General features: G+C 56.5%; 15 protein-coding genes. 4 read left to right on the top strand and 11 right to left on the bottom strand.

The window, feature by feature from the left end:
* The first annotated feature begins 242 nt into the window (after positions 1-242).
* From modA to ACP3PW_RS04325, 3 genes are read left to right on the top strand one after another with little or no spacing between them, the layout of a single operon-like run.
* Entirely contained in the window at positions 243-1,031 is a 789-nt protein-coding gene (modA, locus tag ACP3PW_RS04335) for a molybdate ABC transporter substrate-binding protein (RefSeq protein ID WP_426415439.1), read from the top strand.
* Positions 1,032-1,043: 12 nt separating this feature from the next.
* Entirely contained in the window at positions 1,044-1,715 is a 672-nt protein-coding gene (modB, locus tag ACP3PW_RS04330) for a molybdate ABC transporter permease subunit (protein ID WP_426415438.1), read from the top strand.
* Positions 1,705-2,850 carry an ABC transporter ATP-binding protein gene (locus ACP3PW_RS04325; RefSeq protein WP_426415437.1) on the top strand — a complete coding sequence of 382 codons (1,146 nt, stop codon included), beginning with the start codon at positions 1,705-1,707 and terminating at the stop codon, positions 2,848-2,850. Before modB ends, ACP3PW_RS04325 begins: the two co-directional genes overlap by 11 nt.
* Positions 2,851-2,902: 52 nt before the next feature.
* Here ACP3PW_RS04325 and ACP3PW_RS04320 read toward each other — a convergent pair whose 3' ends face one another.
* Positions 2,903-3,514 carry a DNA-3-methyladenine glycosylase family protein gene (locus ACP3PW_RS04320; RefSeq protein WP_426415436.1) on the bottom strand — a complete coding sequence of 204 codons (612 nt, stop codon included), beginning with the start codon at positions 3,512-3,514 and terminating at the stop codon, positions 2,903-2,905.
* 357 nt (positions 3,515-3,871) lie between these two features.
* Between ACP3PW_RS04320 and ACP3PW_RS04315 the strand changes: the two genes are divergently transcribed.
* Positions 3,872-5,218 carry a DUF1329 domain-containing protein gene (locus ACP3PW_RS04315; protein WP_426415435.1) on the top strand — a complete coding sequence of 449 codons (1,347 nt, stop codon included), beginning with the start codon at positions 3,872-3,874 and terminating at the stop codon, positions 5,216-5,218.
* Positions 5,219-5,292: 74 nt separating this feature from the next.
* Here the strand turns inward: ACP3PW_RS04315 and ACP3PW_RS04310 are convergent, their stop codons facing one another.
* From ACP3PW_RS04310 to ACP3PW_RS04265, 10 genes are all read right to left on the bottom strand, one after another.
* Positions 5,293-5,619, bottom strand: coding sequence for a DUF3392 domain-containing protein (locus tag ACP3PW_RS04310; RefSeq protein WP_426415434.1), 327 nt, complete (start codon positions 5,617-5,619; stop codon positions 5,293-5,295).
* A 5-nt stretch (positions 5,620-5,624) separates the two neighbouring features.
* On the bottom strand, positions 5,625-6,758 hold the full coding sequence (gene hemW / locus ACP3PW_RS04305) for a radical SAM family heme chaperone HemW (protein ID WP_426415433.1): 1,134 nt from the start codon (positions 6,756-6,758) through the stop codon (positions 5,625-5,627).
* A 6-nt stretch (positions 6,759-6,764) separates the two neighbouring features.
* A complete protein-coding gene (rdgB, locus tag ACP3PW_RS04300) occupies positions 6,765-7,370 on the bottom strand; it encodes an RdgB/HAM1 family non-canonical purine NTP pyrophosphatase (RefSeq protein ID WP_426415432.1) in 606 nt (201 codons plus the stop codon).
* 8 nt (positions 7,371-7,378) lie between these two features.
* Positions 7,379-7,825 (bottom strand): DUF4426 domain-containing protein, encoded by a 447-nt coding sequence (locus ACP3PW_RS04295; RefSeq protein ID WP_426415431.1) that lies wholly within the window; start codon positions 7,823-7,825, stop codon positions 7,379-7,381.
* A 31-nt stretch (positions 7,826-7,856) separates the two neighbouring features.
* The gene (gene metW / locus ACP3PW_RS04290) at positions 7,857-8,447 is read right to left on the bottom strand and encodes a methionine biosynthesis protein MetW (RefSeq protein ID WP_426415430.1); all 591 of its coding nucleotides are present in this window, start codon (positions 8,445-8,447) and stop codon (positions 7,857-7,859) included.
* Entirely contained in the window at positions 8,440-9,594 is a 1,155-nt protein-coding gene (metX, locus tag ACP3PW_RS04285) for a homoserine O-succinyltransferase MetX (protein ID WP_426415429.1), read from the bottom strand. The genes metW and metX overlap by 8 nt, the downstream gene beginning before the upstream one ends.
* 118 nt (positions 9,595-9,712) lie before the next feature.
* Positions 9,713-11,683, bottom strand: a complete 1,971-nt coding sequence (locus tag ACP3PW_RS04280; RefSeq protein ID WP_426415428.1) for a dynamin family protein — start codon at positions 11,681-11,683, stop codon at positions 9,713-9,715.
* A 231-nt stretch (positions 11,684-11,914) separates the two neighbouring features.
* Complete coding sequence (locus ACP3PW_RS04275) at positions 11,915-12,478, bottom strand: YggT family protein (protein ID WP_426415427.1); 564 nt, start codon at positions 12,476-12,478, stop codon at positions 11,915-11,917.
* 82 nt (positions 12,479-12,560) lie between these two features.
* Positions 12,561-13,385 (bottom strand): pyrroline-5-carboxylate reductase, encoded by an 825-nt coding sequence (gene proC / locus ACP3PW_RS04270; protein ID WP_426415426.1) that lies wholly within the window; start codon positions 13,383-13,385, stop codon positions 12,561-12,563.
* Positions 13,382-14,089 carry a YggS family pyridoxal phosphate-dependent enzyme gene (locus ACP3PW_RS04265; protein WP_426415425.1) on the bottom strand — a complete coding sequence of 236 codons (708 nt, stop codon included), beginning with the start codon at positions 14,087-14,089 and terminating at the stop codon, positions 13,382-13,384. Before ACP3PW_RS04265 ends, proC begins: the two co-directional genes overlap by 4 nt.
* Between the last annotated feature and the right edge of the window lie 86 nt (positions 14,090-14,175).

Raw genomic sequence — 14,175 nt, 5'->3', positions numbered from 1 at the left:
GATCCGATAGTGAGCGAATGGACTGCCACCCTGCATTGAAGATGATGCTAACGATGGGTGGGTGCCCTCGTTCGATAGGATGCCAGCCGTTACAATGGGAAGTGTCACCTCTTGAGTTCGCCGGGCTGGGAACACTCGGCGCACAAGCTGTTTGGGTTCCAGCGGATGCATGCCCATTCTCTCCCTCTCTGTTTATGATATGGTCTCAGGTATCCAGGACGGAACGAGGAACAGGAGGCCAGATGACGAGGGTGTTGATTCGGAAGTGGTGGCGCGCATCACTGCGTGGAGGGTTCGCGTTGGTAGCGCTGCTTCTCGCACTGCCGGTCAGCGCCGATGCGCCGCTGGTGGCGGCGGCCTCCAGCCTCAAGTTTGCCCTGGAGGAGATCGGTCAACAGTATCGGGCCCAGCGCGGTTTGGCGGTTCGTTTCGTATTCGGCTCTTCGGGCAATTTTTATCGTCAAATTCGCCAGGGGGCGCCCTATCAGATTTTTCTCTCCGCCGACGAAGAGTATGTCCAGTTGCTGGAATCTGTTGATCTGGTGCAGCTGCCGAGCTTTATCTACAGCACCGGGCGGCTGGCCTACTTTGCCCCTGCGGGCTCGTCGCTGAATCCGGAGTTGGGCATGGATGACCTGCGTCGGGCCGTAACCGAGCAGCGTCTGAACCGGTTTGCGATCGCCAATCCGGCCCATGCGCCCTATGGTCGCGCTGCTCTCGAAGTGTTGCAGCAGCTAGGAGTAGAGGCGCAGATCAAACCTCATCTTGTACTGGGCGAAAACGTATCCCAGGCCGCGCAGTTTGCTGTAAGCGGGTCGACCGACGGAGGCCTGATCGCCTATTCGCTGGCGCTCTCACCCCAGCTCTCCGCGCGTGGCTCCTTCCGACTGGTTCCCGCTGAACTTCACGCGCCTCTACGCCAGCGAGCCGCGGTGATCAAAGGGGCGGGGGAGGATGCCCAGCAGTTTTTTGATTACCTGCAAACAGACCAGGCGCAGGCGACGTTTGCCAGGTACGGATTCAGCCAATAGGGAGCATTAACCATGGACTGGACTGCGCTATCACTTTCTCTCAAGCTCGCCCTCTGGACGCTGCTGCTCTTGATCCCTGTGGGTTTGCTGGTAGGACGCTACCTGGCCACTACCCGAATGAGGGGAAAGCACTGGCTGGAGGCGGCTTTGACGCTGCCCCTGGTGCTGCCTCCCACGGTATTGGGGTATTACCTGCTGGTTTCCATGGGGGGGGAGTCCTGGTTGGGAGGCGCGTATCAATGGATGTTTTCAAAGCAGTTGGCTTTTAGCTTTGAAGCGATCCTGTTGGCTTCGCTGTTGGTGAACCTGCCCTTCGCCATACAGCCCGTACAGCGTGCCTTTGAACGCCTGGATCCCGCGTTATTAGACGCGGCAGCCTGCTGTGGACTGAGTCGCTGGCGCATGTTCTGGCGCATCGAACTGCCGCTGATCTGGCCGGGACTGGTGACCGCGTCCGTGATGACGTTTGCCCATACCCTGGGTGAATTCGGGGTTGTGTTGATGGTGGGGGGCAGCATTCCCGGTCAAACCCAGACCCTGTCGATTGCCATCTATGATCGGGTACAGATGTTTGATCCCCAGGGTGCGGGCATTATGTCGGCCACACTGGTGGGGGTTGCGCTGATCGCCATGGCGATCAGCTTGTTGAGCATGCACAGGAGGCGCGGCAGTCATGGACGATAACGCACTCAAGGTGTCTATTCGACAGCAACGACCGGTTCCGCTGGACGCCGAGTTGGTGTGTGAAGCGGGGGAGATGCTGGCGATCGTGGGGCCTTCCGGTAGTGGCAAATCGACCCTACTGAGGGCGATAGCGGGGCTGGGAAAACCCGTACAGGGATTGATCTCCTGTGGCGGGGCAACCTGGCGAGATTCGTCGTCGAGGGTTCGTCTCCCCACCCGGGAGCGGGGGGTAGGGATGGTGTTCCAGCAGTACGCCCTGTTTCCCCACCTTAGCGCGCTGGAAAATGTGATGGAGCCCCTCGCCTCCCTGCCATCGGCCGAGCGCCGAAAGCAGGCGCAGGCTTGGTTGGCACGGGTCAATATGTCGGGCATGGAGCAACGTTGCCCCGATCAGTTGTCCGGGGGGCAGCAGCAGCGAGTGGCCCTGGCCCGTGCGCTGGCGGGAAATCCACGGTTGTTGCTGCTCGATGAGCCTTTCGCGGCAGTGGATAGGGTTACCCGTGAAAAACTGTATCGGGAGCTGGCGGCATTGCGTCGAGATCTTTCGGTGCCTGCCCTGCTGGTGACCCACGATGTAGAGGAAGCGCTGATGCTGGCGGACCGGCTCTGCATCTTTGCCCAGGGTAAGGTATTACAAACCGCCAGTGCCGCAGAGCTGATGGCGCGTCCGGCCGATGGCCAGGTTGCGAGGTTGGTCGGCCACCGAAATATCTTCCGGGCTAATGTCATTCGCCATGATCTTGGCCGTCGGCATACGGTCATCGAATGGAGGGGCATTCGGTTGGCGGCGGGGTTGCAGGAGCGGTTTAGCGTGGGGAGCCGAGTTAACTGGATGATTCCCCGCTCGCGGATATTGCTCTATACGCCCAACAGCGAAACAGAACATCGGGAAAATACCGTTGTAGGGAGGGTTCAGGAGCAGGTGGAGTTGGGCGATATGGTGGCCTTGACGGCCACGGTGGAGGGGCCCGAACGCCCGCCCCTGCACCTTATGCTGCCGGCCCACGTTGTGTCTCGCCGGTGCATCTCGGTGGGTAAACCGTTGCACATGACCCTCGAAGCCGAGGGCATCTGGCTAATGCCGGATGAGCGCTACCAGATTGATGACGAAGCGGCTGCTTTACCGCGCGAATGAACCCTGTCATTTCGATTTAAAGAGGGGGCGCCGCGCCCCCCAAGCAGCTAATTTAGGTGGGTGCTCCCCGATAGTAGTGCCAAAGAAATAGTGATCCTGCACTCCTCCACGGAGCCCAGTGGGCGGTAAGATCTCGCGCTTGTTTTGGAGTGGGTTTGCCTGGCAGCTGCTTCAAACGTCCCAGGGCTACCAGCAGGGCGAGATCGTCTGCAGGAAAGATGTCGGGGCGCTTGAGGGAGAACATCAGGTAGATCTCGGCGCTCCAGCGGCCGAAGCCTCGCAGGGAGGTGATCGTTTGAATCGCCTTCTCGTCGCTCAACGATGCCAGCCCATCGATATCCAGCGTTCCCCTTGCGACCGCCTCGGCGAGCCCTTTGGCATACTCAATCTTTCGGTAGGAGAGTCCTGCTCCGCGCAATGCGTCGTCCTCCACCTCGAGCAAGGCAAGGGCCGAGGTATTGGGCATCAGCGCGGTGACCCGGGCCAGTATCGCGCGAGCCGCGCTGGTCGAAATCTGTTGGCTTACGATGGTCGAAAGAAAGGTCTCAAAGCCTGCCGGGCGAATCCGGGGAGGGGGTGGGCCGATCAGTCCCAGCGCGTTTGCCACGTCCATATCGATCGTGGCGAGGGAACTCATCGCGGCGGCTAGTTGGGATTTGTTCATCGAGTGATTCCAGTAACAGGTCAGTCCACAAGGGTACGACACGCATCCCTATGGTGGCGGCTAAGTGTAGATCGAATGGCGATGGCCCGGTTTTTTTTCTGTTGGCGACCGGGAGGGGAGGTGGGTCAGTCGGTAAAATGTCGGGGAAATTCAAAAAGGGGTTTGCTAAATTGACGCTTGGTGGTATTTTGATCAGCCTGAAATGATCGTTTAATACGTACGATGGTACCATTTAAGCGTGTTGCCAGAGATCTTAACGACTGGAGTCGTTGACTCTGGCCAAAAAAATAATCAAACCGGTACAAGTGACAGGAGCGGTTACTTGTGGGTTAAAACCGGATGCGGAGAAGAAAGAGCATGAATCGGATGATCGTAACGCTGGGCGCTAGCCTGGTGATGAATGCGGCTGTGGCTGCAGTGCCGGAAGAGCAGGCTCAGCGCCTGGGAACAGTATTAACACCCCTCGGTGCCGAGCAGGCGGGCAATGCAAAGGGAACTATCCCACCCTGGAGTGGTGGCCTTACCGCGCCGCCTGCCAGTTACGTTAAGGGAAAGCAGCATACGGACCCGTTTGCCGGGGAAACGCCCCTTTATGAGGTCAGTGCCGGTAATGCAGCGACCTATAGTGAGCTGCTGAGCCAGGGGCACCAGCACTTGCTAGCGAACTATCCCGGTTATAAATTACGGGTATTTCCAAGCCACCGTACGGCATCCTCCCCCGATTACATCTATCAGCGGACCCGTGAAAATGCGCCTCGGGCCGAGTTGATCTCCCGTGGTAATGGTGTCATCGGTGCCGCCGCTGGGGTGCCTTTTCCGATACCCGCTGATGGCTTGGAAGTGATCTGGAATCATATCCTGCGCTACCGTGGTAACAGTATCAAATTTTCGACTCACCAGGCTGCGGTGCAGCGCGGTGGTCGTTATACCCTGGTGCGCCAGGCCAAGGAGATTCTGTTTGAATACGGCCAGCCAGAGATGACTCCGGAAGAGCTGGGCAATAAGATTTTTTACTATAAGTATGCGGTTACTGCCCCTGCCAAGTTGGCGGGTAATGCATTGTTAGTCCACGAAACCCTCGATCAGATACTGTCGCTGCGCAGTGCCTGGCGCTACAGTGCTGGCCAGCGTCGAGTGCGTCGTTTGCCGGTATTGGCTTACGATGACATTAGCCCGGACACCGATGGCATGTTGACCACCGACAGTGTCGATATGTACAACGGTGCGCCCAATCTGTACGAATGGAATCTGCTGGGCAAGCGTGAAATGCTGGTGCCCTATAACGCGTACCCGTTGCACAGTGACCAGTTGGAATACGAGGATATACTGCAGCAAAAAATGGTGAATCCTGAGCACGGTCGTTACGAGTTGCATCGGGTCTGGGTGGTCGAAGCGAATCTGCGCGCGGGAATGAAACACCGATACGCGAAGCGTCGCTTCTACATCGATGAGGACAGCTGGCAGATTCTGATGGTGGATCTCTATAACGAGGATGGAGAGCTGCAGTATTTCCAGGAAGGCCACCCGATCAACTACTACGATGTGCCGCTTGTCGCCACGACGCTGGAGGTGCTTTATAACTTTGAGAGCGGCCGCTATTTTGCTGACGGGCTCGATAATCAGGAGGCACCCTATAACTTCGAGTTTAACACCCGAAAGAGAAACTTCTCCTCGAGCGCCATGCGCCGTGCGGGCCGAAAATAGGGATTAATTCGTTGGGTAACGATGCATAAGGCCGGGTAGTGCACGGAGCACTACCCGCTAGCATCATCGAATGCCTAGTTATTGCGATCGGCGAGAAAGCCCATCAGAATAAAAATCAGCAGCAGTACAGGTGACAGGGTTTCGTTGTTGAAGTGTCCAAGGGTTTGCGCCAGCAGTGGGCTCAGCAGTACCAGTGAAGCGCCATAACCAATGGCGCACACAAGGATAAAAATCGCGGTCCTGAGGACGAAGTTGAGTTGGTTGATATTGCGCTTGATGGTGCGATTGAGGGTTGCACCGTATATCACCATGAGTGTTGCCATTATAGCCAGCGCAATTTCGGATAGATAACCGCGGGCCCAGTGAGACAGGTTGATAAAGAGATCGCCGATCAGTTCCATAGTGTTCAGGGCAAAAATATTTCCAGTAGGTCGTTGAGAAACAGTCGCCCGCGTTCGGTCGGCTGCAGTCGTTGGTTATCCTCCATCAAACCCATTGCAATGGCTTGTTGCAAGGGCTTGGCAATGCTCTCCAGGGATAATCCGGTACGCTCACTGAATAGCGAGCGTTCAACGCCATCGCGCAAGCGTAAGGCGTTCATCATAAACTCCAGCGGCAGTTCGGTATTTTCCAGCGAGCGTTGCCCGGCGCTGAACGTATCCGTTCGCGCAAGGTACTGAGCCGGAACCCGGGTTTTCCAGTTACGCAAAATCTCCCCATGGCGAGTGCTGAGCTTGCCGTGGGCACCTGCACCGATGCCGATAAAGTCACCAAAGCGCCAATAATTCAGGTTGTGGCGGCTTTGCTGGCCCGCCGTTGCGTAGGCAGAGGTTTCGTACTGAACGAAGCCGGCGTCCGCGAGCCGTTGTTGCCCCTGTTGTTGCATTGCCCACAGATTGTCGTCTTCGGGCAGCCGGGGAGGGCGGGAGTAAAACTCTGTATTGGGCTCAATAGTGAGTTGATACCAGGATATGTGATCCGGTTGCAGAGCGATTGCCCGGTCGAGGTCCGCGATCGCTTCGCTCGAACTTTGACCCGGCAATCCGAACATCAGGTCGAGGTTGATCCGGTCGAAACCTGCCGCTCGGGCCTGATAAAACGCGTGCTGTGCCTGATCCGCGCTATGAATACGGCCGAGCAGTTGCAACTTCAGGTCATCGAAGCTTTGTACGCCAATGGATAATCGGTTGATGCCGATATCCCGATAAGCGGCGAAGCGGCCTTGCTCGGTAGTCCCGGGGTTGGCTTCGAGGGTGATCTCGATCGTTTCGGAGAAGCGACAGTGGTGCTGCAACCCCGATAGCAGAGTGTTGAGTGCAGCGGCACTGAACAGGCTAGGAGTACCGCCGCCGATAAACAGGCTGCTGATGGGGCGCTCCCCCAGATGTGAGGATTCGTTAGCGAAGTCCCGCAGCAGGGCGTCGATATACTCGCTCTCCGGTAACTCCTTGGCGGCAGTGTGGGAGTTAAAGTCGCAGTAGGGACATTTGCGCACACACCAGGGGATGTGTACATAGAGGCCCAAAGGGGGGAGCAACATCGTCGCTTACTGCAACTTGAGCCGTTGCGTAAGCTCCTGCATCGCTAGCCCCCGGTGGCTCAACCGGTTCTTAATCTCCGGAGGCAGTTCGGCGCTGGCACAGTGTTCAGTGGGGACGAAAAACAGGGGGTCGTAGCCAAATCCGTTGTCCCCCCTGGGCTCCTCAAGGATAAAGCCTTCCCAGCTGCCTTGGCACACTAACGGTGTCGGGTCGTTGGCGTGGCGCATATAGACCAGCAGGCAGCGAAATCGTGCGCTGCGTTTTTCGGTAGGAATCCCGCGCAGTTCAGCAAGCAGCTTCTGGTTGTTGTCGGCGTCTGTGGCGTCAGTACCGGCAAAGCGGGCAGAGTAGATGCCCGGGGCCCCATTAAGGGCGTCGACTTCGAGACCCGAATCATCGGCAATAGCCGGTAGGCCCGATACCAGACAGGCATGGCGAGCTTTTAGGATGGCGTTCTCGACAAAACTAAGGCCGGTCTCATCGACCGATTCGATAGCAAACTGGCTTTGGGGCAGTAGTTTGACCCCCAGGCCGCCGAGGCGGTGTTGCAGCTCGTTGAGTTTGCCCCGGTTGTTGCTGGCCAGAACCACCTGCTGGATCTCCGTCGACATGGGTTAGGCTACTCCTGGTAGAGCTTATGGGTAAATTTTAGCGTTAGCTGCTGGCCATCTGCGGTTTCAATCTCGATGGTGTAGTGCAAAACCTCTTCATTACTAAAGCGGAAACTGGCTAGATAGTAGATCGCGCTGCCCTCCTCGATCGGAAGGAAGTCGAGGGACTCCTGCTGCTGTATAAGGTTGCTGGTTTTGCCCTTAAGTTTCGCTTTGATAGCGACGTTTCCTGCGTCGGTTTTCTGATGCACGGCAATATTAACGATGCCGATATTCCCGCCGCGCTTGAGGCCATAACTGCGCGCAACATCGGGCTGTAAAAAGGTACTGTTAAACACGCTGTAGTGAACGCGGTGGTGGTCAAACTCCTTGACGCTATCGCTCTCGTTGGCGTGACTCGCCAGTGGCAGGGTTATCAATAGTAGGGAAAGCAAGCGGTAGAATTGACGAATCATATTGAGGTTTCCGGGTGGGGTCGGGATATTGCTAGCGGGTTAAATGATAGATGGCGATTTCACCAAAAAGGTTGGGGGAGATTTTGCCAAGCCAGTGACCCTGATGGGTTTGATCCACTACCAGGCGGTCAAGAATATGCAGGTTTTTCTGGAAGCAGAGTGCTTCGAAATCCTTAAAGGTACAGAAGTGGATGTTGGGGGTGTTGTACCAAGTATAGGGCATAAATTTGGACACCGGCATGCGTCCCCGCCAGCCCAAGTAACCACGGCAACGCCAGTGACCGAAGTTGGGAAAGGTGACGATGCACTCGCGCCCCACCCTTAACATCTCGTCGAGAATGAGGTCGGGATAGTGAACGGCCTGCAGTGCCTGGGTCATGACGACGGTATCGAAGCTGTTGTCGCTAAAGTTTTTCAGGCCCTTGTCGAGATCTTGCTCGATCACGTTGACACCACGCTTCACGCATTCGGCGATGTTGTGGGGGTTAATCTCCAGGCCGTAGCCCTGCACCGCGCGGTCCTCGCTCAGGTACGAGAGTAACGTGCCGTCGCCACAACCAAGGTCTAGCACACGGGTCTGCGGTTTAACCCAACGTTGAATGCACTCAAAATCGCTACGCATCGGTGGTCGCCTCATCTGCAATACGTGTCATATAGGCTGCCAGGGCTTCCATGTAGCGGGGGATGGGCATCAGGAACGCATCGTGGCCCTGTGGCGCATCGACCTCCAGATAACAAACATCTTTACGTGCCTCCAGCAGTGCCGTGACGATCTCCCGGGAGCGCTCGGGCGCAAAGCGCCAGTCGGTGGTAAATGAGACCAGCATAAACTTGCACCGGGCCGGCTGCAGGGCGGAGGCGAGGTTGTCGCCACAGTCGCGGGCGGGGTCGAAATAGTCCAGTGCCTTGGTCATCAGCAGGTAGCTATTGGCGTCGAAGGTTTCGGAAAAAGTTTGCCCCTGATAGCGCAGGTAACTCTCAACCTCGAAGTCTACCTCGTAACCAAACTTCAATTTTCCGCTGCGCAGCTCGCGACCAAATTTCTCCCGCATCGAGTCGTCAGACAGGTAGGTGATATGGCCGATCATGCGCGCCAGCTTAAGTCCACGACGAGGCAAGGTGTTGTGCTGGTGGTAATGGCCCTGGTGAAACTCCTCATCGGTCATGATGGCTTGCCGGGCAACTTCGTTGAAGGCGATATTCTGCGCCGATAGTCGTGGCGCCGATGCGATGACCAGCGCGTGGCGAATGCGCTCGGGGTAGGCGATCGCCCACTGCATGGCCTGCATGCCGCCGAGACTGCCCCCTACCACTGCCGCCCATTGTGCTATCTGAAGGTGATCGGCCAGCATCGCCTGACTGTTGACCCAGTCCTGTACGGTGACCATGGGGAAATCGGGCCCGTAATGCCGTCCGCTAACGGGGTCGATCGAAGTTGGCCCGCTGGATCCATGACAGCCACCCAGATTATTAAGGCTGACGACAAAAAAGCGGTTGGTGTCGATCGCTTTGCCGGGTCCGATGGCGCTGTCCCACCAACCCGGTTTTTTATCTTCCATGCTGTGATAACCTGCAGCATGGTGGTGCCCGCTGAGCGCATGGCAAATCAGCACCGCATTGCTGCGCTCGGCGTTGAGTTCACCATAGGTCTCATATACCAAGGTAAACTCAGGCAGGGAGCGGCCGCTGAGTAACGGCAGTGGCTGCTGGAAGCAAATGCTTTGCGTTTCTACGAGGCCGACGGAGTCTTCGGGGATCGATTCGGGCATAGGGCTGCGTTGGTCCGGAGGAGGAGTCAGGCAAGTCTAATGAGTGAGCTGCCGCGGCGCAACAAGGCGCAGCCCCAAAGGGGCTGCTGGTTTATTGCATGGCGTCGTATTTGTGGGGTCAGGCGACAGACTGACCGCGCAAGTTGACCACTTTTTGGCTACGCAGGAAGGGCGCGGGCTTGCGGAACTCTTTTAATACCGTGTCCAGAATCTGGAGTTGAACCTCCTGGGTATGGATCATGGTGTTGAGTCGCTCCACCTGCTGTTGATGACTCCGGCTCTCCTGTGTCAGGGATTTAAGACGAATCATCTGGTGCTCGAGCAGTTGTTTTTGCTCGAGCATATTCTGCATCAGGGGTAGCAGGACATCTCCCGCCCAGTGGTCAACCTGGATGTGGAGTTTCTCGAATAATTTATTGATCTCGCTGACCAGCGTCGCAAAGTAGCGGCTGACCACTACGCTTTGCTCGGTAAGCAACGTTTTGATCTGGGAGCGAAAGCGATCTGATTTGCGCTGGATAACACGAAGCTCTCTCGTGTATTGGCCAACATCAAGGATCGGGGGTTCCATAAAGGTGCCGGGGTGCTCGGTGCAATAGCGACTATAGATGGAGGCAACCATTTTGTCGGCGAGTTTGCATTCGATCTGCAGGTTGTTGAGATCGAGGTACAGACTGCGAAATAGCAGCTCAACCGATTGGTTCATACCCAGTGTGGTCCAGCTGCCGCTCATCTCCCGGTGCAGCTCGCCGACGCGGTCGTCGTATAATTTGCTGTTACTGGCGGCTTTGAGCATCTGTTGCTGACGGGTGAGCAGGCGCCGGTTGGCGCGCATGGCGATCAATCGTTTTTGATGTTGGTCGTATTTCTGCCGCGCCTCCTCTTGCAGATCGTAGACCAGGTGGTTGTTGTCAGACTTGCTGCCTTCGAGCTGCTGCTGCCGATCGCGGGTCTGCACCAACTGCTGACTGAGGGCGTTACGGCTGTTCTGGATCAGGTGCAGCATCTGTTTGACAACCGTGGTTTCGACCAGCTGCTCTTTTTTCAGAATCAGGCGCTCGCAGAGAAGTGCTTCCAGCTGCTGGATCTGGCTGCGTTCGAGCAGCTCTTCGTTCTTGTTGACCTTGGCCAGAAGCGCCTGCTTGGCAGATAGGGTCATCACATCCCGGCTATCGATTCGCAGCTGGCGAGCGCTGGCATCGCGAACCTGCTCAATGGACTGGCGCGTGAACTCGGGTCCCTGCAGGTCATCCCACAGGATATCGATTTTATTCAGCACCGCGTACAGAGAGCCCTGGGTGTCTTCGTCCAGCTGACGGACGTGTCGTTCCCAGACTTGCATGTCGCTGGCGGTAACGCCGGTGTCGGCGCTTAGAAGGTAGATAATTGCCTGGGCGTTGGGCAGCATGCTCAGGGTGAGTTCGGGTTCGCTTCCCAAGGCATTGAGACCGGGAGTGTCGAGGATGCGAATACCCTGACTCAGCAGGGGGTGGTCGTAGTTGATCATGGCGTGACGCCAGGCAGGGATCGTAACCAGGTTACGGTCTGTGTCACTGTGCTCGAGGGACGCAGGATCAAATCCCAACTGCCGCGCCTTTTCGACCGTAACCTGTTTGGTACGGGCGACTTCGGTAAACGCCTGGGTCATCGCCTGTGGATCTTTACTATCGAAAAAGATGGTGACCCAGTGGTCGGGAATTCGCTTGAAACTCGAAATGCTGGTGCTGGCCATACGGGTTTCGATGGGCAGCAAGCGGATAAAGCAGCGCTCACTTTTTCGGTCATGGAACATCTCGGTGGGGCACATGGTGGTGCGGCCCGCCTGAGACGGCAGCATACGTTGCCCATACTGGGAGAAAAAGAGGGCGTTGATCAGCTCGGTTTTACCACGGGAAAACTCACCCACAAAAGCAAGGGTGATCTCATCCTGGCGCAACACCTTGGCCGCGCGCGCGAGCTTGCTTTCGATCTCCGGGTTGCTGACCTTATTGCTTCGCATCCACGAACGATAGACCGATAACTGTTTGATCAGGTGATGCTTCCATTTGATATAGGCATCGACCTGCTGGGTAAGTTTGCCATTACTCATAATTCGTATCCTGCGACAATCGCATTACCGATCCTTCCATGGAATCAACTGCTGGGGTTCGGGTCAATCTTTAAACAGCCCAATTACCGGAGGTGTGAACAGATCCTCCCGGATTATGGCGATGAAGTGACTTTTACCTTAGTAAACAGTTATATAAATACAACCCTTAATTTCATTTATAGACTAAAAAGTGATCGACCGCAGGTTTTTGGCACGGATAAACCCGTTGGGTTAGCCAAGAAATACCCTGAAGATCGCCGGTAGTAGCTTTTGCAGCGAAATGATAATCAACACAATGGCCATCAGCGATAGATCCAGGCCGCCGATGGGTGGGATTACCCGACGGACTCTGCGGCTCAGAGGCTCGGTAATCTGGTTCAATAGCATCAGCGCTGGATGGTAGCTACCTGGAGCGACCCAGCTGGCGATGGCAATAACGATCAGGCTCCACAGGTAGAGATTCAGCACGGTGTTGATCAGTTCATACAGGCTTTGGACCAGTGCCAGGGTTATCGGAATCGCCATACCCTTGATGGCGAATAGTCCATAAACGAGGGCGATCTGCAACACCATCGCCAACACCAGTGAGGCGATGTCGATTCCCCCAACACCGGGGATAATACGTCGCAGGGGGATCAGCAGGGGATTGGTGGCTTTGACCACAAACTGGGAGAGAGGGTTGTAAAAATCGGCTCGCACCATCTGTAAGATGAACCGTATCAGCACCACCATGATGTACAGGCCGCCGATCGTTCTGAGTAGAAAGCTGAGGGTATCTTGCAGTTCTGCTGACATAGTCTGATTCTCTCCGGTTGTCTGGGGTCGCGGGGTTTATGGTTCCGCTTTTATCATTGAGGTCTGTTGCTCAGGAAGCAAGCTATTTGGTGAGTTCCTCGGCCATCTCCCCAGCGCGATCATAGCAGCGGGTCATCGCCGCCTCGACCAGCTGCGAGAGTCCTGCTTGCTCAAAGGAGAGGACCGCTTGTTCGGTCGTGCCTCCGGGGGACATCACCCTGCGCTTCAACTCACCGGCGTCGACATCGCTATGCTGGGCCATACGTGCCGCTCCCAGTGCGGTTTGCAGGGTGAGTTCGGTAGCGCTTTGACGACTCAGCCCGAGTTTCTCACCGGCAGCGATCATCGCTTCCATCATCATAAAATAGTAGGCGGGACCGCTACCGGATACCGCGATCACGGCGTCAATGAGTGACTCCTGATCGACCCAGCTGGCAATGCCGATGGCGGCAAAGATGTTATCGGCGATATCGCGTTGCTGTGGGCTTACTGTTCCGTTGGCGTACAGGCCGCTGGCACCGGTGCCGACCAGGGAGGGGGTGTTGGGCATGCAGCGGATAATAGGAAGGCCGCCACCGCTCCAGCGATCAAGCGCCTCGACGGTAATACCCGCCGCCACTGAAATGAGTAATGGCCGCCGCTCTTGCAGCTCATCGGCAAGTTCAGTGAGCAGGGCCTGCATGCCTTGGGGCTTGACGCCGAGAATGATGACGTCGGCGTGGCGGATCAGTTCGCGATTATCCGTGCTGGTGCGAATGCCAAAGGTGTCTTGCAGGTATTGCAGGGTTGCGGGCGTGCGTGTGCTCCCCCAGATATTGCCCGCGTCATAGCCTTGTTTGATCAATCCACCGAAGATCGCCTGGCTCATATTGCCGGCGCCGATAAAAGCGAGAGTAGGCTGGTTCATGGGTCTTCCCTTATAGATGGATTACGGGCGCCGAACAGGGCCGTGCCGACGCGCACAAATGTAGAGCCTTGGGCAATCGCGGCTTCGAGGTCACCGCTCATACCCATAGACAGTGTGTCCAGCGGGTGATTCGGGAGCTGCTGTTGCAGTCGGGCGAGGGCGGATTTGAGACGCGCAAAAGGCTGTTGTTGCGCGTCGAAGTCATCGCTGGTGGCGGGGATGGCCATGAGCCCCCGTAACGCCAGATTAGGGTAACAGGCAATTTCGGCAGCGAGTGCGGGTAGCGCTTCAAGGCTGACACCCGCTTTGCTTGGTTCATTGCTGATGTTTACCTGCAGGCAAATATTCAGTTTTGCCTGGTCCGCGCCTCGCGCCTTGCTCAGGCGACGGGCGATCTTGGCGCGATCGACGCAGTGCACCCAATCGAAATGCTGTGCCAGGGCCGTCGTTTTATTGGACTGAATCGCTCCAATAAAATGCCACACTATGTCCCGCCCGGCGAGGGCGTTGATCTTCTCCAGGGCTTCCTGCAAGTAGTTTTCGCCGAAATGGCGCTGCCCGCTCTGCCAGGCCTGTTCGAGCAAGGCCAGGGGTTTGGTTTTACTGACCGCCAGCAGTTCCACCTCTTCGGAGCGCTGAAAGCGGGTGCGGGCGGCTTCGATACGTTGGCGAACGCATTGAAGGTTGGCGGCGATTTGTGACATGGGTAGACTGATTAACCTGTTAACGCAATTACGCAGGGGGATACTAAACTATATCCCTTAAAATCAAAATGTTAAGCTGACTGAAT

It is taken from the genome of Aestuariirhabdus sp. LZHN29 (assembly GCF_049985285.1).
In the GTDB taxonomy this organism is placed as follows: domain Bacteria; phylum Pseudomonadota; class Gammaproteobacteria; order Pseudomonadales; family Aestuariirhabdaceae; genus Aestuariirhabdus.
The sequence above is the reverse complement of the archived record's forward strand: the minus strand, read 5'-3'. Positions and strand labels throughout refer to the sequence as shown.

What these genes read in the sequence shown, in the direction of transcription:
- ACP3PW_RS04280 (WP_426415428.1), bottom strand. Translation starts at nt 11,683, where the DNA reads ATGAGTAATGGCAAACTTACCCAGCAGGTCGATGCCTATATCAAATGG.
- ACP3PW_RS04315 (WP_426415435.1), top strand. Translation starts at nt 3,872, where the DNA reads ATGAATCGGATGATCGTAACGCTGGGCGCTAGCCTGGTGATGAATGCG.
- modA (WP_426415439.1), top strand. Translation starts at nt 243, where the DNA reads ATGACGAGGGTGTTGATTCGGAAGTGGTGGCGCGCATCACTGCGTGGA.
- metX (WP_426415429.1), bottom strand. Translation starts at nt 9,594, where the DNA reads ATGCCCGAATCGATCCCCGAAGACTCCGTCGGCCTCGTAGAAACGCAA.
- ACP3PW_RS04320 (WP_426415436.1), bottom strand. Translation starts at nt 3,514, where the DNA reads ATGAACAAATCCCAACTAGCCGCCGCGATGAGTTCCCTCGCCACGATC.
- ACP3PW_RS04310 (WP_426415434.1), bottom strand. Translation starts at nt 5,619, where the DNA reads ATGGAACTGATCGGCGATCTCTTTATCAACCTGTCTCACTGGGCCCGC.
- ACP3PW_RS04275 (WP_426415427.1), bottom strand. Translation starts at nt 12,478, where the DNA reads ATGTCAGCAGAACTGCAAGATACCCTCAGCTTTCTACTCAGAACGATC.
- ACP3PW_RS04295 (WP_426415431.1), bottom strand. Translation starts at nt 7,825, where the DNA reads ATGATTCGTCAATTCTACCGCTTGCTTTCCCTACTATTGATAACCCTG.
- metW (WP_426415430.1), bottom strand. Translation starts at nt 8,447, where the DNA reads ATGCGTAGCGATTTTGAGTGCATTCAACGTTGGGTTAAACCGCAGACC.
- ACP3PW_RS04325 (WP_426415437.1), top strand. Translation starts at nt 1,705, where the DNA reads ATGGACGATAACGCACTCAAGGTGTCTATTCGACAGCAACGACCGGTT.
- proC (WP_426415426.1), bottom strand. Translation starts at nt 13,385, where the DNA reads ATGAACCAGCCTACTCTCGCTTTTATCGGCGCCGGCAATATGAGCCAG.
- hemW (WP_426415433.1), bottom strand. Translation starts at nt 6,758, where the DNA reads ATGTTGCTCCCCCCTTTGGGCCTCTATGTACACATCCCCTGGTGTGTG.
- modB (WP_426415438.1), top strand. Translation starts at nt 1,044, where the DNA reads ATGGACTGGACTGCGCTATCACTTTCTCTCAAGCTCGCCCTCTGGACG.
- rdgB (WP_426415432.1), bottom strand. Translation starts at nt 7,370, where the DNA reads ATGTCGACGGAGATCCAGCAGGTGGTTCTGGCCAGCAACAACCGGGGC.
- ACP3PW_RS04265 (WP_426415425.1), bottom strand. Translation starts at nt 14,089, where the DNA reads ATGTCACAAATCGCCGCCAACCTTCAATGCGTTCGCCAACGTATCGAA.